The 20,174-nt window shown below is 64.0% G+C and carries 16 protein-coding genes; 13 read left to right on the top strand and 3 right to left on the bottom strand.

All coding sequences use genetic code 11. From position 1 onward, the window contains the following. Nucleotide 1: 1 nt before the first annotated feature. Both FFI89_RS24460 and FFI89_RS24455 read left to right on the top strand, forming a co-directional pair. Nucleotides 2-2,044: a hydantoinase/oxoprolinase family protein gene (locus tag FFI89_RS24460; protein ID WP_138830149.1), complete on the top strand. Its 2,043-nt coding sequence runs from the start codon at nt 2-4 to the stop codon at nt 2,042-2,044. Between the two features lie 135 nt (nt 2,045-2,179). Next, a complete protein-coding gene (locus FFI89_RS24455) occupies nt 2,180-3,415 on the top strand; it encodes an ABC transporter substrate-binding protein (RefSeq protein ID WP_168213023.1) in 1,236 nt (411 codons plus the stop codon). A gap of 224 nt (nt 3,416-3,639) precedes the next feature. On the opposite strand, the gene FFI89_RS24450 is transcribed toward FFI89_RS24455, so the two are convergent. Both FFI89_RS24450 and FFI89_RS24445 read right to left on the bottom strand, forming a co-directional pair. After that, on the bottom strand, nt 3,640-4,854 hold the full coding sequence (locus tag FFI89_RS24450) for a mandelate racemase/muconate lactonizing enzyme family protein (protein WP_138830147.1): 1,215 nt from the start codon (nt 4,852-4,854) through the stop codon (nt 3,640-3,642). An 86-nt stretch (nt 4,855-4,940) separates the two neighbouring features. Then, nucleotides 4,941-6,182, bottom strand: a complete 1,242-nt coding sequence (locus tag FFI89_RS24445) for an amidohydrolase family protein (protein ID WP_138830146.1) — start codon at nt 6,180-6,182, stop codon at nt 4,941-4,943. Between the two features lie 156 nt (nt 6,183-6,338). On the opposite strand from FFI89_RS24445, the gene FFI89_RS24440 reads away from it, so the two are divergent. After that, on the top strand, nt 6,339-6,758 hold the full coding sequence (locus FFI89_RS24440) for a nuclear transport factor 2 family protein (protein ID WP_138830145.1): 420 nt from the start codon (nt 6,339-6,341) through the stop codon (nt 6,756-6,758). A 42-nt stretch (nt 6,759-6,800) separates the two neighbouring features. Here the strand turns inward: FFI89_RS24440 and FFI89_RS24435 are convergent, their stop codons facing one another. Beyond that, a complete protein-coding gene (locus tag FFI89_RS24435; protein WP_138830144.1) occupies nt 6,801-7,559 on the bottom strand; it encodes a GntR family transcriptional regulator in 759 nt (252 codons plus the stop codon). 204 nt (nt 7,560-7,763) lie between these two features. On the opposite strand from FFI89_RS24435, the gene FFI89_RS24430 reads away from it, so the two are divergent. The 10 genes from FFI89_RS24430 (at nt 7,764) to FFI89_RS24385 (ending at nt 20,150) form a co-directional block, all read left to right on the top strand. Further along, nucleotides 7,764-8,636: an ABC transporter ATP-binding protein gene (locus FFI89_RS24430; protein ID WP_246669241.1), complete on the top strand. Its 873-nt coding sequence runs from the start codon at nt 7,764-7,766 to the stop codon at nt 8,634-8,636. A 2-nt stretch (nt 8,637-8,638) separates the two neighbouring features. Beyond that, complete coding sequence (locus FFI89_RS24425; RefSeq protein WP_138830143.1) at nt 8,639-9,415, top strand: ABC transporter permease; 777 nt, start codon at nt 8,639-8,641, stop codon at nt 9,413-9,415. A gap of 41 nt (nt 9,416-9,456) precedes the next feature. Then, nucleotides 9,457-10,482: an ABC transporter substrate-binding protein gene (locus FFI89_RS24420; protein ID WP_138830142.1), complete on the top strand. Its 1,026-nt coding sequence runs from the start codon at nt 9,457-9,459 to the stop codon at nt 10,480-10,482. A 136-nt stretch (nt 10,483-10,618) separates the two neighbouring features. Beyond that, entirely contained in the window at nt 10,619-12,061 is a 1,443-nt protein-coding gene (locus FFI89_RS24415; RefSeq protein WP_138830141.1) for an amidohydrolase family protein, read from the top strand. 146 nt (nt 12,062-12,207) lie between these two features. After that, nucleotides 12,208-14,649, top strand: coding sequence for a CaiB/BaiF CoA-transferase family protein (locus FFI89_RS24410; RefSeq protein WP_138830140.1), 2,442 nt, complete (start codon nt 12,208-12,210; stop codon nt 14,647-14,649). After that, nucleotides 14,649-15,728 (top strand): ABC transporter ATP-binding protein, encoded by a 1,080-nt coding sequence (locus FFI89_RS24405; protein ID WP_138830139.1) that lies wholly within the window; start codon nt 14,649-14,651, stop codon nt 15,726-15,728. Before FFI89_RS24410 ends, FFI89_RS24405 begins: the two co-directional genes overlap by 1 nt. Further along, nucleotides 15,725-16,744 carry an ABC transporter ATP-binding protein gene (locus tag FFI89_RS24400; protein ID WP_138830138.1) on the top strand — a complete coding sequence of 340 codons (1,020 nt, stop codon included), beginning with the start codon at nt 15,725-15,727 and terminating at the stop codon, nt 16,742-16,744. Before FFI89_RS24405 ends, FFI89_RS24400 begins: the two co-directional genes overlap by 4 nt. Nucleotides 16,745-16,761: 17 nt before the next feature. Beyond that, nucleotides 16,762-18,309, top strand: coding sequence for an ABC transporter substrate-binding protein (locus tag FFI89_RS24395; protein WP_138830137.1), 1,548 nt, complete (start codon nt 16,762-16,764; stop codon nt 18,307-18,309). Nucleotides 18,310-18,312: 3 nt separating this feature from the next. Further along, nucleotides 18,313-19,269: an ABC transporter permease gene (locus FFI89_RS24390; protein WP_138830136.1), complete on the top strand. Its 957-nt coding sequence runs from the start codon at nt 18,313-18,315 to the stop codon at nt 19,267-19,269. Next, the gene (locus FFI89_RS24385) at nt 19,266-20,150 is read left to right on the top strand and encodes an ABC transporter permease (RefSeq protein ID WP_138830135.1); all 885 of its coding nucleotides are present in this window, start codon (nt 19,266-19,268) and stop codon (nt 20,148-20,150) included. Before FFI89_RS24390 ends, FFI89_RS24385 begins: the two co-directional genes overlap by 4 nt. Nucleotides 20,151-20,174 lie beyond the last annotated feature (24 nt).

Genomic DNA, 20,174 nt, shown 5'->3' with positions numbered 1-20,174 from the left:
AATGTACAGGATTGGCGTTGACGTCGGCGGCACCTACACCGATCTGGTGGCCACGGATGAAACCGGACGGACCGTATTCGCGAAATCACCATCGACCCCGGCGGATCAATCGATCGGCGTGATGGCGGGACTGGAAGAGCTGGCGCGTCGCCTGCACGTCACGCGCGCGGAGATGCTGGCTGCGACCGACCGCCTCGTTCATGGCACCACAGTCGCGACCAATGCGCTGCTGGAGCGCAAGGGCGCCAAGGTCGCGCTGCTCACGACCGAAGGCCATCGCGACGTCATCGAAATGCGCGAGGGCCTCAAGCCGGACCGCTACGATCTGCGCTCGCCGCCGCCCGAGCCGCTGGTGCCGCGCGAATTGCGGTTCGGCTTGCGCGAACGGTTGAGGGCGAACGGCGAGGTTTCGAGTCCGCTCGACCCGCGCTCGCTCGATGATGCCATTGCCGGCATCAAGAAATCCGGTGCGACTTCGGTCGCGGTGTGCTTCCTGCACGCCTACATCAATCCGGCGCACGAGCTCGCCGCGGTTGATCGGCTGACGCAGGCGCTGCCCGGCATCAGCGTTTCCCGCTCCAGCGATGTGCTGCCGCAGATCAAGGAATACGAGCGCGTCTCGACCACGATCGTGAACGGCTATGTCGAGCCGATCGTGCGGCGCTACCTCACCAATCTCGAAACGCGCCTGACGGAGGCCGGCTTCAAGGGCTCGCTGTTCGTGGTACTGTCGCATGGCGGCATGGCGCCGGTCGAGGAGGCGTCGCGGCTCGCCGCGGGCACGGTGCTGTCGGGCCCCGCCGGCGGCATGTCGGGAGGACGGCGCTGTGCTGCGCTGGTCGAAATTCCCGATTTGGTGCCGTTCGACATGGGCGGCACCAGCACGGATATCTCGTTGATATCGGGCGGGCAGGCCTCGCTGTCCGCGGACGGCATGCTCGCCGGCCAGCGCATCGCGTTGCGCAGCCTCGACATTGCGAGCATCGCGGCCGGCGGCGGCTCGATCGCCAGCGTCGATGCCGGCCGCACTTTGCGCGTTGGCCCGGAAAGCGCGGGCTCGGTGCCGGGCCCGGCCTGCTACGGCAACGGCGGCCTGGCAGCCACCGTCACCGATGCCAATGTCGTGCTCGGCTATCTCGATGCCGCCGCCTTCATGGGCGGCAAACGCCCGCTCGATCGCGCGGCGTCGGAAGCCGCCATCGATCGCGTCGCCGCGGCGCTGGAATTGTCGCAGGCGGAAGCCGCCGCCGGCATCTACCGCATGATCAATCTGAAGATGGCCGACGGCATCCGCCTGATGACCCTGCGCCGTGGCGTTGACCCGCGAAAATTTGCGCTGCTCAGTTTTGGCGGCGCGGCGGGACTTCATGCGGCGGAAGTGGCGCGCGAGCTCGAGATCAAGCGCATCATCGTGCCGACGGTGGCGTCGGTGCTGTCGGCCTGGGGCATGCTGACCAGCGATCTCCGCTACGAAGTCAGCCGCACGCATTACGGTACGGGCGCGCGCATCACCGCGGGCGAAGTCCATGCGCTGTTTGCCGAGCTGGAAGCGCAGGCCGCCGGCCGGCTTCGTTCTTGGTTCGCTGGACCGATCGCGATCGAGCGCTCCGCCGAGATGCGCTACGGCGAGCAGATTTTTGAGATCGACGTTTCGCTCGATGGGCTGGACTGGAATGCGGACAATCTCGTCGATCAAATCGAGGACCGTTTCCACGTCAAGCATGAGGAACTCTACACCTACGCTTCGCGCGGCCAGGAAGTCGTGTTCGTCAACGCCCGCGTCGCAGCCGTCGGCGAAGTCGCGCAACGCGGGCAGGATACCAGGCCTGCACCGTCTTCCGGCGCCTGTGCGCCGCGCGGCCAACGGCAAGCCTTCTTCGGCGGCTGGCGCGAGGTGCCGGTCTATGCGCTCGATGACCTCAGGCCCGGGCATACCTTGGCGGGTCCAGCGATCATCGAAGCCGAGACCACGACGGTGCTGGTCGACACCGGCGACCGCGTCACGGTGAATGCGCTCGGCTGGCTCGATATTGCGTTGCGGTGATATGTAGGCTGGGTATCGCTTCGACCATCCGACGAAACCGACTCAACATTTGATTTCAACATCCGCATTTTCGGCGCTATCGTCGCGCCTGCTGGGTTGGGCGTCACAAGCTTCTGCTAGCTCGAGGCCATGTTGATGCAAATAAGAAGAGAAACCCGACTAACGTCAGCCCTTGTCGCCGCCATAGCCCTGGCGTTTGCTCCGTTCGCTGCTCAGCGAGCCGCGGCCGCCGGGGTCACCGATACCGAAATCCGCATCGGCAACATCATGCCCTATACCGGGCCGCTGACGGGGTTTGCGGCGATCGGAAGGGCCGAGGCCGCCTATTTCGACATGGTCAACGAGCGCGGCGGCATCAACGGACGCAAGATCAAGTTCATTTCCCGCGACGACAGCTCCAACCCGGTGACGGCGCTCGAGGAGACCAAGAATCTGGTCGAAGAGCAGAACGTGGTGCTGATGTTCGGCTCGTTCGGCACGCCGGGCAATCTGGCGACGCGAAAATATCTCAATGAGAAGAATATCCCGCAGCTCTTTGTCGCGTCCGGCGACGAGGAGTGGGCGCATCCGAAGAAATTTCCCTGGACGATGGGCTGGCAGCCGACGTTCCGCTCCGAGGGCCGGATCTACGCCAATTACATCCAGGCTTCCTATGCGGACCGCAAGATCGCGGTGCTGTGGCAGAACGATCAGTTCGGCCGCGATCTGTTCAGGGGACTGCAGGAGGGGCTCGGGGTCACCGCCAACCACATCGTGGCGGATATTGCCATCGAGGCGGACATGTCGATCGATTCCCAGGTCGACATCCTCAAGGCATCCGGCGCCGAGGTGCTGGTGCTCAACTGCGCGCCGCCGATCTCGGCGCGCGCCATCCGCCGCGCGGCGGAGCTCGACTGGCATCCGGTGCTGCTGCTGGTCAATGCGGCGGCTTCGATCGCCAATGCGCTGCGGCCGGCGGGGCTGGAGAACGCCATCGGCGTGATCTCGACCTCGTTCCTGAAGGACACCGGCGACACCACCTGGAAGGAAGACCCGGCCATCAAGACGTGGCTCGCCTTCATGGATAAATATTACCCCGACGGCGACAAGGACGACAGCTACGCCATCTTCGGCTATGCTGCGGCCGAAACCCTGTTGCAGGTGTTGACCCAGTGCGGCGACGACCTGTCGCGCGAGAACATCATGCGGCAGGCGGCATCGCTGAAGAACTACCAGAGTCCGATCGTGCTGCCGGGCATTGCGATCAACACCGGGCCTTCCGACTTTCGCCCCATCAAACAGATGCGGCTGGTGCAGTTCGACGGCACCGCGTGGCAGCCGATCGGCGACGTGATCGAAAGCGCGTTCGCCGCGAGCCCGGGGGATAATTAGATGCGCCGGCTCTTTCTTCTCCCTCGCCTCGCTCTTGCGGGGAGAGGCGTAGGCGGCCTTTGGCCGCCGTACTTTATAGGAGAACGCCGATGCGAAGCATCGGCTATGGGTGAGGGGCTCTCTCGGCGATCTCGCTATAGCTGATAGACCGTTAGTACCCCCTCACCCGAAGCCTACGCTTCGCTGCGGCTTCGGCCTCTCCCCGCAAGCGGGGCGAGGTTACATCACTTCTTCAGCCCATAATTCAGCAGCCCGCCCTTGCTCTTCGGCGGGTGGGCGCGCAGGCCTTCCTCGTTGGGTTCGGTGCCCCAGCCCGGCCGGTCCGGGATGATGAGGTGGCCGTCGACGATCTCGGGCACATGCGTGAACAGCTCATGGTCCCACGCCAGCCGATCGATGTCGGTTTCCATGATGCGCAGATTAGGCACCGCTGCCGAGAAATGCGCGTTCATCATGGTGCAGAGGTGGCCGTAGAAATTATGCGGGGCGACGTTGACCTCGAAATGCTCGGCGGCGGCCGCGATCTTCATCGATTGCCAGACCCCGTTCCACGGCGTGTCGATGATGGCGACGTCCATCGCCTGTTCGTTGAAGTAGGGCAGGAATTCGCGCAGGCCCAACAGCGTCTCGCAGGAGGAGATCGGGTGCGGGCTCTGGCGGCGGATGTAACCCAGCGCCTGCGGGTTGAAGGTGTCGATCTCGACCCAGAACATGTCCATGTCCTTGATGGCGCGCAGGATCTTGAGATAGCCCTCGGTCTTGGCGTTGAAGTTGAGGTCGAGCAGCAGGTCGACATCGGGCCCGGCACCGTCGCGGATGGCTTCGAGGTGCATGCAGAGATTGCGCAGCACAGTGCGATCGACATTGATTTCGGGCTCGAATGGCGAGCCGAAGCCGGGGCGCCAGCCCTGCGGCTTGCCGTCGATGTAGACGAAGACGTTGGTCTTCAGCGCCGTAAAACCCTTTTCGCGGACTTCACGGCCGATTCCCTTGACGCCGTCGAGATCGGTGATCGCCGGCTTGAACCAGTCGGGGTGGTTGATGCGCCAGGTCGCGCAATGCGACCAGTAGACGCGAATTTTGTCGCGGATCTTGCCGCCGAGCAGGTCGTAGCAGGGCACGCCGAGCGCCTTGGCCTTGACGTCGAGCAGCGCGTTCTCGATGGCGCCAAGCGCCAGCGCCACCACGCCGCCGGCGGCGGGCCGCGTCGCCGAAAACAGTTCCGCGTAAATCCGCTCATGCTGGAACGCATTCTTGCCGACCACGCGCGCGGCGAGCCGCTCGATCGCCGCCGTCACGCCGGGCGCGCCGAAGCCCTCGTCATATTCGCTCCAACCGACGATGCCGTCTTCGGTCATGATCTTGACGAAGTGGTAGTTGCGCCAGCCGGCGTCGCAGGCGAGCGTTTCGACGCTTCTTATTTGGGATGCCTTGGTCATCATTTCCTGCCCGATTTTGTTGTTGTGTTTGGCTGATAACAAACAGGGATCGGCAGGCGCGTCAATCGCGGGAGGGCGGGGCGTCCCTAACCCTGAGGCGGAAACAGCGTCGGCCGTGGCCGCGCAAAAACCTGGCGGCCGCTCTTGAAGCCCATCAGCATGTCCGGCATTTCCGCAATCGCGTTGGCGCCGCTGTCGGTATCGAGCACGATGAGATCGGCCGGATTGCCCTCAGCGATGCCGTAGTCGCGCAGGTTCATCAGGCGCGCCGGCAACTCCGTCACCAGATCGAGGCAGGCGTCGAACTCGCTGATACCGGCATGCGCGACGTTGGCGTAGAAATTCGCCATCCGCAGCAGGGACGCATCGCCGAACGGCGTGAAGGGATTGAGCACGTTGTTGGTCGCGACCGAACACAGCACGCCGTTTTCGACGAGCTTGTGCGCCACCGTCAGCCCGCGTGGCGCATTATGGGTGGCATCGCGGCCCATCAGATAGAGGTCGGTCGCGGGCAGCACGGTGACGGCGACGCCTGATTTCGCCAGCCGCGCGGTCGCGGCCTGCAGCCGGTCCGGCGGCAGCGCCGACAGTTTTGTGGCGTGTCCGATGGCGACGCGGCCTTGATAATTGCGGCGTTCGGTCTGCCGGCACACCTCTTCCATGTGCCACCACGACGGATCGAGATCGAAGTCGAGATGCAGGTCGACGTCGACGTCGAACTGCTGCGCCAGGTCGAACAGTTTTTCGAGTTGCGCGTTCGGATCGGTGTCCATATAGGGACAGCCGCCGATCGCCTCGCCGCCGTCGCGAAGTGCGGCGACCAAGAGTTCCTCGGCGCCGGGATCGTTGGTGAGGCCTTCCTGCGGAAACACGCAGATCGACAGGTCGATGGCCCAGGCATAATCCCGCTTCAGCGCCTTGACCGCCTCGAAACCGCGCAGCGCGATGCGCGGGTCGATCTCCACATGGGTGCGCATCCGCGTGGTGCCGTGCACGATGGCGCGCTCGATCACGCGGGCGCCGCGGGCATAGACGTCTTCCACGGTGAAATCGCGCTTCATCGCCGCGACCGCGGCAATGGCCTCGCTGACGGTCGCGTGGTCGTGCCCGCAGCGGCCGAGCAGGCAGGCCTTGTCCAAGTGAATATGGGTGTCGACGAAGCCGGGCAGCACCAGTTTTCCGCCGACCTCGACCTCGAGAGCTTCGCAGGCAAGCTTTGGTGCAATGGCGGCGATCCGGCCGCCGGAGACGCCGATATCGACCGGGGTGGGGGAGGTCCGCGTCCGCGCATTGCGGAAGATCAGATCGAAGGCCGTTTTCGCGTTCATGGGTCCGGGCGGGCTGGAGGAGGATTGAAGCCTAGCGGAAGAGCAGGGAGCGGGCAGCTCCAGATTGTGTGCAGTTTAGAGGCCAAACTGTTCAAAAAATGTGCATGCAATTTGGTGGACTAATTGTAGTATTTGGTACCTTGAGGAGAAGCCACGATGTCTGTTGTCGCGAAAGCCGAGCCCAAAGCCCTGTCGGATGCCGAGGTCGTGGAGGCCTATCTGACGGCCTCGATGATCCCGGATCCGGATGCCGCCGCGGCCTATATGAAGGCCGGCACGATCATCACCTTCACCGGCGGTCGCGAATTCGATCATCCGCGCGGGCCGACCGGTTTCAACGCGCGACGCTATCGCTGGGTCAAGAAAAAGATGGACCGCTTCGACGTGTGCCCAGGGGTCGATGAGACCGTGGTCTACAGCGTCGGCACGCTCTACGGCGAATGGATCGACGGCTCGCCGTTCGAGGGCAATCGCTATGTCGACCGCTTCGTGGTGAAAGGCGGCCAGATCGTGAAGATGGACGTCTGGAACGACAGCGCCGAGCGGATTCTGGTGAAGCGGGGGATTGAGGCGTAGCCCTCTTACCTCGCCCTGCAAGAGCGGGGCGAGGGAGAAGGCCTACCTCGCCCGCACCACCTTCGGCATCTTCACCACCCGCCCGCTATCGCCTTCTTCCGCATAAGGCGCCAAAATATCCAGCAAATCGCGGCCGCGCTGCGGGACAGGGGCGACCAGCGCGCGATTGGCGACCGAATCCAGATGGCTGTGCATCAAGCCCATCACCTTGCTCTCGTCGCCCTTGACCAGCGCGGCGATGATGGCGCGGTGTTCGTTGATCGCGCATTCCGAGGAATGCGGGCGGCTGTACAAGGATAAGGTCAGGCAGCAGCGATACGCGACTTCGCTGACATAACGCACGAGAATCGGACTGTTCGTCATATGGGCGAGCAGGATGTGAAATTCGGTCGCCAACCTGATGGATACCGCGTCGGTGCCGTCGCGGGCGCCGTCCTCGGCATCGACATGGGCGGTCAGCTCGGCGACCTGCGCCTTGGTCAGCTTGCCGGCGAGCTGGCGCACCACCAGCCGTTCGAGTTCGATCCTGATATCGAAGGCGTCGCGGGCTTCCTGCCAGCTTGGCGTTGCCACCACGGCGATCCGGTTGCGGCGCAGCTCGACCAGGCCCTCTGCCGCGAGTTGTCCCAGCGCGTGACGGGCAATGGTGCGGCTAACGCCGAAGCGTTCGCCCAGCGAATCCTCCGGCAATTTCGCGCCCGGCGCCAGTGCCTGCTCGATAATGGCGCGGCGAAGCGCGCGGCAGATCACGCTGACCTTGTCGGACGATTCCGCAGTCTTACTGCCTGGACGAGGCGCCATCGGGCGAATCCTGAAAGGAAGTGCTTCGAATGGGCATTTGATATCACAATTGGGCAGCGAATGAGCGCCTCAATTGCATGCAGTTTGACGGGCGGATTGCCCAAAACGAATCCGGCGAATGGCACCGTCTTTTTGCGATCCCGTTGATTTTCAACGCGAGTCTCGCTGGCATCCGGCTTGCATGCACTTCCAGCCATGATGCGCATGCAACCAGATCAGGAATTCAAGGGCGCGCCGGTTCCGTCCGCCGCCATGCCGATTGCGATCGAACTGTCGGACGCCTCCGTTACCTTCGGCCGCGGCGACCGCGCGGTGCCGGCGCTATCGGCCACGAGCTTGCGGATCGCCGACGGCGAGTTTGTCGCCCTGGTCGGGCCGTCCGGCTGCGGTAAGTCCACCATCTTGCGGCTGGTCTCAGGACTGGTGCAGCCGACCACCGGCGTCGTCATCGTCGGTGGCCGTGAAGTCGCTGCGCGTGCGCTGCGCGTCGGCATGGCGTTCCAGAATCCGACCATGCTGCCCTGGATGACGATCGAGCGGAACATCATGCTGCCGCTCAAGATCGTCGAACCGTTCCGCTCGCAATTCCGCAAACTGCGCAAGACCGAATTCCGCGACAAGGCCAATACGCTCTTGGAGCAGGTCGGCCTCAAGGGGTTCGGCAGCCGTTATCCCTGGCAACTCTCCGGCGGCATGCTTCAGCGCGCGAATCTGTGCCGCGCCTTGATTCATGAGCCGCGCATGCTGCTGCTCGATGAACCCTTCGGCGCGCTTGACCAGTTCACCCGTGAAGAGCTGTGGTCGATCCTTCAGGGCCTCTGGATCGCGCACAAGCCGACCGTGCTGCTGGTGACCCATGATCTGCGCGAAGCGGCGTTCCTCGGCAGCCGCATCTGCGTGATGAGCGCGCGGCCGGGCCGCATCGTCGACGACAGCCGTGTCGACTTCGAGCGCCCGCGCACGGTCGCCAGAACCTTCGAGCCGGATTTCGTCGCGCTCAACCAGAAACTTCGCGCGTTCATCGTCGACGCAAGAACTGCCGCAAAAGAGACGGCGTCAAAACAGGGAGTGGCCTGATCATGCCCGATCTCGATTATCGCCAAAAAGCCTGGTCGGCGGGATTGATCGTCTTGTTCTTTGTCGCGTGGGAATTGTTCTGCGTGATGACCGGGATGTCCGACCTGGTGCTGCCGCGTCCGTCGCAGGTGTTCGTCACGCTGTTCCAGAAATTCCCGATCCTGTGGCCGCATATCCTGCAGACCCTGGCGACCACCATGATCGGCTTCGTGCTTGGCGTCGGCCTCGGTGTCGTGCTTGGCGCGGTGATCGGCGTCTCCAAGACCGCCTACGATACCTGCTATCCGCTGCTGGTCGGCTTCTCCTCGATCCCGAAGGTCGCCGTGGTGCCGATCTTCGTACTGTGGTTCGGCTCCGGTTCGGTGCCGGCGGTGCTGACGGCGCTGTCGATCTGCTTCTTTCCGATCGTCGTCAACATCGCGACCGGGCTCGCGACCACCGAGCCCGAACTCGAAGACGTGCTTAAGGCGCTCGGCGCCAGCAAATTAGACATTCTCTGGAATGTCGGCCTGCCCCGCACGATGCCGTTCTTCTTTGCGTCGCTGAAGGTTGCGATCTCCTACGCCTTTGTCGGCGCCGTGCTGTCCGAGACCGTCGCCTCCAACCGCGGCATCGGCAACGTCATGATGACCGCATCGTCCAATTTCAATGTGCCGCTGGTGTTCGCCGGCCTGTTCGTGCTCGCCGGCCTCGGCGTCGCGCTCTACGTGATCTTCTCTGTCATCGAGGGGCGCGTCACCGGCTGGGCCACCCGCAAGAACGATCTGATCGCAACCTGAAACAAGATTTCGTCAACCGCCATCCAACCCAGGAGGTCAACATGTTAGCCAAAGTAAGTGCCGCGCTGTTGGGAGCCGTTCTGTTCACAAGCGCCGCCAGCGCCGAGGACACGACGATCAAGTTCACGCTGGGCTGGAAGACGCAAGGCAGCGACGCCGCGTTCTTCTATGCCCAGGACAACGGCTACTTCAAGCAAGAGGGCCTCAACGTCGTAATCGACCAGGGCGAGGGCTCCGGTGCCACGGTGACGCGCATCATGTCCGGCGCCTATGACGCCGGCTTCGGCGACGTCAATGCCATCATCCAGAACGCCTCGACCAAGCCGCAGGACGCGCCGGTCATGGTCTACATGATCTGGAACCAGCCGCCGTTCGCGATCGTGACCAAGAACAGCAGCGGCATCAACAGCATCAAGGATTTCGAAGGCCATACGCTCGGTGGCGCGCAGGGTACGCCGACCACGCGGCTGCTGCCGGTGTTCGTGCAGAAGAACAAGCTGGAAGGCGAGAAGATCAAGATTTCGAACATGGCGCCCAACCTGCAGGAGCCAATGCTGATCAAGGGCGATATCGACGCCGCCCTGGTGTTCAATATCACCAGCTACTTCAACCTGGTGCTGAACCGCCAGGATCCCGACAAGGACTACAAGTGGTTCTCGTTCGGCGACTACGGCATGGACCTCTATTCCAACGGCGTGATGGTATCGCGCAAGCTCCTGGCGTCGAACCCGAAGGCCGTCGCCGGCCTCGTCCGCGCCATCAACAAGGGCATGATCGCGGTCGCCAAGGACCAGAACGCCGGCATGAAGGCGGCGCTGAACTACGACAACCTGATCAATGTCGACGTCGAGAAGCGCCGGCTGCAGTATTCCTTCGACAAGCTGATCGTCTCGCCCGAAATGAAGGAAATCGGCGTCGGCGACGTCAAGGACGACCGCATGACCCGCGCCATCGGCATCATTGCCGAAGGCTACCAGCTCGCCCGCGTGCCGGCCGCGTCGGAAATCTTCTCGCGCGAATTCCTGCCGCCGCGTGCGGATCGCGAGTTGACCTATACGGCGAATTGACGGGCGTAAGCCCGTCATTCCGGGATGGTGCGAAGCACCAGACCTCAGATGCGCAATGGCGCATCGGGGAATCTCGAGATTCCGGGTTCGATGCTCCGCATCGCCCCGGAATGACAGATAGAGAAGGCGCACAGTCATGTCCGGAGATGTCACGGCCGCCAGCCTCTTCTCCGGCCCCGGCCGTGGCCTGCTCTCGAACGTCGTCCTCCGGCACGACAACGGTATCATCACCTCGATCTCCGGGGGAGCCCCACCCGCGACCGCGCCGCGCTCGCTTGTGCTTCCGGCCTTCGTCAATGCCCACGACCATGCGCGGCCGACCGCATCCTCGTTCGGCGCGATCGGGATGCCCTTGGAAAGCTGGATCTTGCGTTCGGCGATCGGTACGCCGGTCGATCCTTATCTGACGGCGGCCGCCGCGCTGGCGCGTTCGGCGCGGGCAGGCTGTGCCGCGATGATGGTGCATTACACCCGGCCGAGCGGCACCATGCCGCTGGTCGAAGAGGCAAAAGCGATCGCACGCGCGGCGTCCGATGTCGGAATCCGCATCGCCTTTGCGATTGCGGTGCGCGACCAGAATCCGATTGTGTATGGCGACGGCGAGCCTGTCTTGTCGGGGCTTGCGAGCGACGACCGCAAGACCATCGAGGAGTTGTTCGTCCGCGCGCCGATGTCGCCGAAAGCCTACATCGAACTGACCGATGCGATCGCTGCCGCGATATCTGGCCCGAAGGTCGATGTGCAACTCGGCCCCGCTGGCGTGCAGTGGTGCTCGAAGCCGCTGCTCGAAGCGGTGGCGGAGAATTCGGCCACGACCGGCCGGCGCATTCACATGCATCTGCTGGAGACCATCTATCAGCGTGCCTGGGCCGATACGAATTTTCCGGACGGTATCGTGCGCTATCTCCGCGACATCGGCTTCCTGTCGGAACGGCTGACCTTGGCGCATGGTATCCATGCGCGCCCGGACGAGATCGAGATGATCGCGGCCTCCGGCGCGCGCATCGTCACCAATTTCAGTTCCAACATGCATCTGCGTTCCGGCCTGGCGCCGATCGCCGCGGCGCATCGATGCGGCTGCGCGATTGCCGTCGGCGTCGACGGATTGGCGCTCGACGAGGACGACGATGTGCTCCGCGAGATGCGGCTGGTGCAGATGGTGCACGGCGGTCTCGGCTTCCAGCGGACGTGGGCGCCTGCCGAATTCTTCGGCCTTGCGATCGCCAACGGCCGCAAGGCCACCGGTGCGCCCGGAACCGGGGCGTTAGTATCCGGCGCGCCAGCCGACTTTGTTACCCTCGATCTCGACCGGCTCGACCGCGACGCGATCATGCCGGTCGATCCGATCGATCTCCTGTTCGCCAGGGGCAATGCACAGCTGGTGCGCGACGTGGTTGTCGACGGACGATTGATCGCCAGCGAAGGCCGTTGCCTGGGAGTCGATCTGCCTGCGATCGAGCAGGAACTGCGCGGAATCTTCCGCGTCAATGCCGGGAAACTCTCAGGTCTACAGCGAGCATGGCCACAACTCTCGGCCGGCTTGCAAAACTGGTTTGAGCAGCAGCTGGATTGCAGTTAATCCCTTCACGTCGGCGTCATCAGCGTATTCCGTAACGCGGAACAAAATTCCGCTTGCATCAGCAGGCGGGCGCGGTTTCATGGTCGCCAACAAGAAATTGAACCGGCAATCACTTTGTGCCGGTCGTTTGGCCATGAGGAAGCGTGATGGGCGCGTTGTCGCATCTGCGGATTGTCGAAATCGGGAGCGCAGCCGCAACGAGCTATTGCGCCCGCCTGTTCGCGGATTTCGGCGCCAATGTTCAGAAGATCGAACCGCCGGCGGGTGATCCGCTGCGCCGCGCCGCGCCGTTGACGCCGAAAGGCAACAGCGCGTGGTTTGCGTTTCTGAATTTCAACAAGTCGAGTATCGCGCTCGATCCGAATGACCCGAAGGCGGTATCGCGCCTGGCCGAACTGATCGCCGGCTGCGACATCCTGCTCGACGGCCGCGACGTCGATGCGGCGGATTGTCCTGCGATCGAACTCGCCGAACTCAGGCGGCATCATCCCGGCCTCATTCACCTGGAGGCGAGCTGGTTCGGCGGCGAGGGGCCCTACGCCAAATTCGAGGCGACGGACTCCACGATTCGCGCGCTGGTCGGCCTTGTCAAACTGGTCGGTCCCGCCGAGGGAACGCCAATGTACGCGCCGGATTTCCAGACCGGCATCTTCGCCGGGCTCTGGGGTTTCATCGCCGCCGCCTCGTCGGTGCTAGGGCGGATGCAGGATGGGCGCGGCCGCAGCAGCCGCCTGAGCATCTTCGAGTCCTCGATCGCCGTAACCGAATACATCATGTTCGAGGCGTTCTCACGCGGCGATATCATGCGGCGGATCGGCGTCAACAGGTTCTGGCCGACCTTTCCGGTCGGCATCTACGAGACCAAACAAGGCTGGCTCGGCGTCACCACGGTGACCCCTGCGCAATGGCGTTCCTTCTGCGAGATGCTTGGATTGCCTGACTTGCGCGACGACGCCTCCTTGTTTCTCGGCGTCGACCGTTTGCAGCATGTCGATGTCATCGAGAGCCAATTCATCCCGAAGCTGAAGACGCGCACCGCGCAGGAATGGTTCGCGGAAGGCTTGCGGCGCAAGATCCCGATCGTGCCGGTGCCTGAGATCGCCGATCTCGTCGCCGATGAGGAAAAGAAGGCGCGCGGCGCGATCGTGCCGGTTATTATCGGCGACGAGAGCGGTTTTACGGCTGGTTCGATGCAGCGCCTGACCGGAACGCCGCCGCGCAAGGGCGGCGCGGTTCCCGATATCGGCGAGCAGATGATGGGCAGCGCCCATGTCACCGAGGCCGTTCGTGCAACGGCGCCGGCACCGCAGGGGCAGAAACGCCTGCCGCTCGAAGGCATTCGTGTGGTCGATTTCTCGATGGGCTGGGCCGGCCCGGTCTGCACGCGCACGCTGGCTGATCTCGGCGCCGACGTGATCAAGATCGAGGCGACACAATATCCGGACTGGTGGCGCGGCGTCGACCGCCGTCGGGCCTATGTCCAGGAGCAGATGTACGAGAAGTCGGTCCGCTACTGCATCATGAACCGCAACAAGCGCGGCATCACGCTCGACCTGACCCGGCCGCAGGGCTTGGCGCTCGCCAAGCGTCTGCTGGCCGACGCCGATCTCGTGGTCGACAATTATTCGGTCGAGGTGTTGCCGAAGATGGGCCTCGGCTACGACGTCCTGAGCAAGCTCAATCCAAAACTCGTTATGATGTCGATGTCGGCGTTTGGCGCCGGCAGCAGCCACCGCGACTGCCGCGCCTATGGTTCGACGCTCGAGCAAGGTTCGGGCCTGCCGAGCGTGGTCGGCGATCCCCTGGGTCCGCCGGTCATGAGCCATACGGCGTTCGGCGATGCCGTCGGCGGCCTCAACGGCTGCGCCGCCGTTCTCACGGCGCTGATCCACGCCAAACTCACCGGCAAGGGCCAGTTCATCGATCTGGCGCAGATCGAATGCATGATGCCGTTTGCCGCGCCCTGGATCACCGCGCATTCGATCGATGGCAAGCAACCATTGAAATACGGCAACCGTCATCCGGATTTCGTGCCGCATGGCTGTTTTCCCTGCTCCGGTTCCGACAACTGGATCATGGTCGCGGTTTCCAGCGACGCGATGTGGCCGAAGCTGGCGACGCTGCTCGGCCGCGCCGACTGGGCCTTCGATGCGAAGCTGAAAACCGCCGCGGGGCGGCGCGTGATCGAAAGCGAGATCGAGGCCGCAATTGCGGCGTGGACCGCCGCGCGCGATCCGGAAGCGGCGATGAAGGAATTGCAGGCGGCGGGCATTGCCGCCGGCGTGGCGCGGCTGCCGATTGAACTTCTGCAAGACCCGCAGTTGCGCGCGCGCGGCTTCATCCAGCAGGTCGACCGCGCCTTCATCGGCAAACATCCGCAACCGTCGATGCCGTTCCGCGAGAACGAAGCACCGTTTGCCATCCGTCGCGCGCCGCCGACGCTCGGCGAACACAACAACGAAATCCTCGGCGGCCTGCTCGGGCTGTCGGAGGCCGAGATCGCGCAGCTCACGCGCGACGGCATCATCGGTACCGAGATGCTGATGGAAGAACAGCTCGTGAAAGAGAAGAAGCGGGCGGCAGGCTGATGGCAACGGCGCGGTCGGCACAGCGCGAGGCGGAAGCGATTGCGGTTAGCCCGCAGGCGCTGATGTCTGTGCGCGGCCTCGGCATCCGCTTCAAGACCTCGCAAGGCGTCTGGCAGGCGACGCGCAAGATCGATTTCGACATTGCGCCCGGCGAGCGCGTCGGCATCGTCGGCGAAAGCGGCTGCGGCAAGACGATTACGGGACTTTCGATCCTGCGGCTGTTGCCGAACAATATGGCCGGCCTCGACGGCTCGATCCTGTTCGATGGGGTCGATCTCGCCACATGCTCCGGCCGTGCCATGCGCGCGATCCGCGGCCGCCGCATCGCCATGATCTTCCAGGAGCCGATGAGCGCGCTCGATCCGGTGTTCACCGTCGGCCACCAGATTGCTGAAACCCTGCGCATCCATACCGGCGTCGGCAAGGAGGAGGCGAGGGAACGCACGCTGGATATGCTCCGCCGTGTCGGCATCGCCTCGCCGGAGCGGCGCATCGACGATTATCCGCATCAATTGTCCGGCGGCATGCGCCAGAGGGTGATGATCGCAGCCAGTTTGATTTGCGGTCCGCAGCTTCTGATCGCGGACGAACCGACCACCGCGCTTGACGTCACCGTGCAGGCGCAAATCCTGGAATTGCTGCGCGACCTCAGCGAGACCTCCAACACCGCGCTGATGCTGATCACGCACGACCTCGGCGTCGTCGCCGAGACCTGTACCCGCATGATCACGATGTATGCCGGCGAGGTGATCGAGGACGCCGGCGTCGACGCCGCGCTGGTGCGGCCGCTGCATCCCTATACGTCGGGGCTGCTGCGCTCGTTGCCGCATTTGAGTCCGCGCCACGGCAAGCTGCCGTCGATTCCCGGGAGAGTACCTTCCCTTGCCGATATGCCGAACGGCTGCCGGTTCAAGGCGCGCTGTCCGCACGCGGTGCAGGCTTGCGAGGCCGAGCAGGAATTGCGCGATGCCGGGGGCGGCCGCAAGGTGCGCTGCTGGCGCTTTGCCGAACTCGATCTGCCCGGCGCGCTGCAGCATGCGGCCACGGCGCCGATTGCAGCGATGGTCGCCCGCCCATGAACGCCCCGGCCGCCGATATTACGAACGACTCCATTGTCCAGGATTCAATTGTCTCGGTGCGCGATCTGCAGGTCCAGTTCCAGACCGGCGACCGCCGCGCCACGGTCAAGGCGGTCGACGGCGTCAATTTTGACGTTCGCCGCGGCGAGACCTTCGGCATCATCGGCGAATCCGGATCGGGCAAGACCACGATCGGCCGCGCGCTGGTGTTTTTGTTGAAGCCCAGCGCGGGCGCGATCCTGCACAACGGCGTCGATCCGCTGGCGATGCCGCGCAAGCAGTTCCAGAGCCACCGCCGCGACTACCAGATCATCTTTCAGGACCCCAACGCCGCGCTCAACCCGCGCATGACGATCCTGTCCTCGGTGCTGGAGCCGCTGGAACTGGCGCGCGCCGGCACCAAAGCCGAACGATTGACGCGGGCCCGCGAGGCGCTCGACCGGGTCGGCCTGCCTCCGGATATCGGCGCGCGTTATCCGCATCAGTTGTCCGGCGGCCAGAAGCAGCGCGTGGTGATCGCGCGGGCGCTGACCTTGCGGCCGAAACTGATCGTCTGCGACGAGGTGGTGGCGGCGCTGGATATGTCCATCCGCGGCGACGTGCTCAATCTGTTCGCCGAGCTGCAGCGCGACCTCGGGCTCACTTACGTCTTCATCACCCACGATCTCGCCGTGGTGTCGCATATCAGCGAGCGCATCGCCGTGATGTATCTGGGACGCTTCGTCGAGCTCGGGCCCACGGAACAGGTTTCGGAAAAGCCGTTGCATCCCTATACTCAGGCGCTGCTGTCGGCCGAACCGCGGCCGTTGCCGTCGACCATGCGCGGCGCTGCCAGGATCATGCTGCAGGGTGAAATCCCGAGCCCGATCGATCCGCCGTCGGGATGTCGGTTCCGTACCCGCTGCCAGTATGCGCAGGATCTCTGCGCCGAGAAGACGCCGGACTGGCGCGAGCTGTTGCCCGATCACTGGGTCGCCTGCCATTTCGCCGATCGTCCGAATTTTTCGCCGAACTAACTGCCGGAGGACTAGCCATGACCCACACCACCCGACGCGAGCTGATGGCGCTGATATCTGGCGCGCTGGCCGGCGTGACGCTGAGCGGCAGCGCCTTCGCGCAAACCACACCGAAACGCGGCGGAACTTTGCGCATCTCGGCGCCGGCCAATCCGTCGAGCCTCGATCCGGCCACCGGCGGCGCCGGCTCCGATCACGCCTTCCTGTTCACGATGTATGACACACTGACCGAATGGGATTTCGAGACGCTGAAGCCCAAGCCGGGTCTCGCCGAGAGCTGGAAGTTCACTGATCCGAATACGCTGGTGCTCAACATCCGCGCCGGCGTCACCTTTCACGACGGAACGCCGCTCGATGCCGAAGCTGTGAAGTTCAACCTCGAGCGCAACAAGAGCGATGCGAAATCCAACATCAAGGCCGATCTCGCTTCGATGGCATCGGCCGAGGTTACTGGCCCAATGCAGGTGACGATGAAGCTGAGCACGCCGGATGCGGCGCTGCCCGGCATTCTGTCCGACCGTGCCGGCATGATGGTCTCGCCGACCGCGCTGAAAGCGGCCGCAGCCGGCAGCCTCAATCGTACGCCGGTCGGCACCGGCGCCTATGCCTTCGTAAGCTGGGCCGACGGCGAAAAGATCGTCGTCAAGCGCTACGAGAAATACTGGAAGCCGAACCGTCCTTATCCTGACGGCATCGAGTTTTCGATCATTCCGGAACTGACCACCGGCGCGCGCTCGGTCACCGCCGGCCAGAACGACCTGATCTACCAGTTGCCGCCGCGCCAGAAGGCGATCATGGATCGCGTCCCCTCGGTGAAGGTCTTCAACGGGCCGACACTCTACGTGTTCCAGATCTTCCTGAACTGGGCGAAGCCGCCGTTCGACAACATCAAGGTGCGGCAGGCGTTCAATTTCGCGGTCGATCGCGAAGCCTTCGTCAAGGCGGCGCTCGCCGGCCTCGCCGAGCCCGCTTACATGAACCTGCCGAAGGCGCATTGGGCCTACGACAAGTCGGTGGCCGCGCTCTATCCTTATGATCCCGACAAGGCACGCAAGCTGTTGGCCGAGGCCGGCTTCAAGGAAGGCACCGCGATCGAGATCGGTGGCTACAACGATCAGGATTCGGTGCAGCGCCAGGAAATCCTGATCGAGATGTTCCGCAAGGCCGGGATGAACGTGAAGTTCGTCAACGCGCCGATCGCGGAGGCGTCCGCCGCTTTCTTCGGCCCCGAGAAGCGCCACTCGGGCCTGCTCGCGGCCTGGACCGGCCGCCCCGATCCCAGCCTCACTTACTCGCTGATGTTCACCAAGGACGCCTATTACAATGGCGGCCGCGCACCGGTACCGTCGGAACTCGAAGCTGCCATCAAGGAATCGCGGGCGTCGGAAGATATCGAGACCCGCAGCAAGGCGTTTGCGACGGTACAGCGGCTGGTGATGGAAAATGCGTTCGTGCTGCCGCTCGCGTTCCAGTTCGAACTGGTGGCGATGAACAAGAAGGTGCAAGGCTACAGGCCCAATCTTCTCGGCAAGCCGAAATACGACGACGTCTGGCTGGAGAGCTAGTTCATGGCGCGACGAAGTCCGGCACGGGTGATCGGCGGCCGCCTGTTGCAGGCGTTGCCCGTCATCCTGCTTGCGACCTTCATGGTGTTCGCGCTGCTCAAGCTGGTGCCCGGCGACATCGCGGTGACCTTGGCCGGCGACAACGCCACCGACACCCGCATTGCCGAGATCAGAAACCTTTACGGCCTGGACCGGCCGTTCCTGGTGCAGTATGGCGCCTGGCTCGGCAACGTCGTGCAGGGCGATCTCTCGCAATCGCTGCTGACGGGCGAGAAGGTCGCGACCTCGATCGGCCGCGCCTTTCCCAACACGCTGCTGATCGTGGCGATTGCGCTGGTATTGGCGCTGGTGACGGGCATCCCGATGGGCGTGATCGCCGCGGTCAAACCCAATGGCTGGATCGACAAGACGGTCAGCCTGATCGCCTCGCTCGGTGTCGCCATTCCCGGCTTTTGGCTGGCAATGATCCTGGTCGCCGAGATTTCGCTAAAACTGAACTGGCTGCCGGCGACCGGCGCCAAATCGTTCAGCGTGTCGCCGCTCGACGCGATCCGCCACGCGTTGCTGCCCGGTATCGCGATTGCCGCCTACGGCATGGCGGAAGTGGCGCGGCAGTTGCGCGGCTCGCTGCTGGAAGTGCTGTCATCGCAATATGTCCGGACCCTGCACGCCAAGGGCCTGTCGATGTCGCGCATCCTCTGGCAGCACGGCCTGAAGAACGTCAGCGTCAACCTGTTCACCATCATCAGCCTTTTGGTCAACCGCATGCTGGCCGCGACCGTCGTGATCGAGGCGGTGTTTGCCGTACCCGGCCTCGGCAGCCTGATCGTGCGCGGCGCCATCCAGCGCGATTTTCCGATCGTGCAGGGCGTGGTGTTCACGATGGTGATCGTGGTCATCGCGGTCAACCTGATCGCCGATCTCTTATGCGCCGCCGTCGATCCGAGGATCGAGCAATGACAGATCTGTCGCTCGCCACACGCAAACCGCAGGCCGAGCCGGGGAGGCCACAACGCCTGTTCCGCTGGCTGTCGGGGGATCTGCGCGCGGCGCTGGCGATCCTCGTGCTGCTGGCGCTGGTGATCGTCGCCATCGGCGCGCCCTGGATCGCGCCCTATGCGCCGACCGCGCAGGACGTCAATAACATGCTGGCCGCGCCGGGGCCGCAACATCTGCTCGGCACCGACGATCTCGGCCGCGACATTTTTAGCCGGCTGATCTACGGCGCCCCGGCCACGGTTTATGCCAGCCTACTCGCGGTCGGCGTCGCCGTCGCCATTGGCCTGCCGGTCGGGCTCGCCGCCGGTTTCTTCGGCGGCTGGACCGACGACATCATCAGCCGCGTCATCGACACCTTTCTGTCGTTCCCGGCCATCGTGCTGGCGATTGCCGTCACCGGCGCGCTCGGCATTGGCCTGACCAACGGCATGATCGCGATCGGCATCGTGATGTTCCCGGCACTCGCCAGAATTGTCCGCGCCCGCACGCTGATCGTGCGGCAGGAGCTCTATGTCGATGCCTCCAGGTGTTTCGGCGCGCCGGCCTGGCACATCCTGTGGAAGCATGTGCTGCCGAACGCGTTGCAGCCGGTCATCGTCCAGGTGACCTTGCTGCTGGCTGCGGCGCTGCTGGCGGAGGCCAGCCTGAGCTTCCTCGGCCTTGGTATCCAGCCACCGAACCCGAGCTGGGGCGCCATGCTGGCCCGCGCCTACCAGTATATGGAGATCGCGCCCGAGCAAATGTACGCGCCGGGGCTTGCCATTCTGGTAGTCTCGTTGGCATTCAATGCCCTCGGCGAATCCCTGCGCATCGTGCTCGATCCGACCATGAGAGATCGCTAACGCCACCACGCCACAGCCCAAACG

The sequence above is a fragment of the Bradyrhizobium sp. KBS0727 genome (genome assembly GCF_005937885.2).
Classification (GTDB): domain Bacteria; phylum Pseudomonadota; class Alphaproteobacteria; order Rhizobiales; family Xanthobacteraceae; genus Bradyrhizobium.
This window is presented reverse-complemented; position numbering and strand designations above follow the sequence as displayed.

Bases quoted from the DNA above. Each gene is read 5' to 3' on its own strand.
- FFI89_RS24390 (WP_138830136.1), top strand. From the start codon at position 18,313: ATGGCGCGACGAAGTCCGGCACGGGTGATCGGCGGCCGCCTGTTGCAG.
- FFI89_RS24425 (WP_138830143.1), top strand. From the start codon at position 8,639: ATGCCCGATCTCGATTATCGCCAAAAAGCCTGGTCGGCGGGATTGATC.
- FFI89_RS24440 (WP_138830145.1), top strand. From the start codon at position 6,339: ATGTCTGTTGTCGCGAAAGCCGAGCCCAAAGCCCTGTCGGATGCCGAG.
- FFI89_RS24415 (WP_138830141.1), top strand. From the start codon at position 10,619: ATGTCCGGAGATGTCACGGCCGCCAGCCTCTTCTCCGGCCCCGGCCGT.
- FFI89_RS24435 (WP_138830144.1), bottom strand. From the start codon at position 7,559: ATGGCGCCTCGTCCAGGCAGTAAGACTGCGGAATCGTCCGACAAGGTC.
- FFI89_RS24385 (WP_138830135.1), top strand. From the start codon at position 19,266: ATGACAGATCTGTCGCTCGCCACACGCAAACCGCAGGCCGAGCCGGGG.
- FFI89_RS24450 (WP_138830147.1), bottom strand. From the start codon at position 4,854: ATGACCAAGGCATCCCAAATAAGAAGCGTCGAAACGCTCGCCTGCGAC.
- FFI89_RS24405 (WP_138830139.1), top strand. From the start codon at position 14,649: ATGGCAACGGCGCGGTCGGCACAGCGCGAGGCGGAAGCGATTGCGGTT.
- FFI89_RS24460 (WP_138830149.1), top strand. From the start codon at position 2: ATGTACAGGATTGGCGTTGACGTCGGCGGCACCTACACCGATCTGGTG.
- FFI89_RS24445 (WP_138830146.1), bottom strand. From the start codon at position 6,182: ATGAACGCGAAAACGGCCTTCGATCTGATCTTCCGCAATGCGCGGACG.
- FFI89_RS24400 (WP_138830138.1), top strand. From the start codon at position 15,725: ATGAACGCCCCGGCCGCCGATATTACGAACGACTCCATTGTCCAGGAT.
- FFI89_RS24395 (WP_138830137.1), top strand. From the start codon at position 16,762: ATGACCCACACCACCCGACGCGAGCTGATGGCGCTGATATCTGGCGCG.
- FFI89_RS24410 (WP_138830140.1), top strand. From the start codon at position 12,208: ATGGGCGCGTTGTCGCATCTGCGGATTGTCGAAATCGGGAGCGCAGCC.
- FFI89_RS24430 (WP_246669241.1), top strand. From the start codon at position 7,764: ATGCAACCAGATCAGGAATTCAAGGGCGCGCCGGTTCCGTCCGCCGCC.
- FFI89_RS24455 (WP_168213023.1), top strand. From the start codon at position 2,180: ATGCAAATAAGAAGAGAAACCCGACTAACGTCAGCCCTTGTCGCCGCC.
- FFI89_RS24420 (WP_138830142.1), top strand. From the start codon at position 9,457: ATGTTAGCCAAAGTAAGTGCCGCGCTGTTGGGAGCCGTTCTGTTCACA.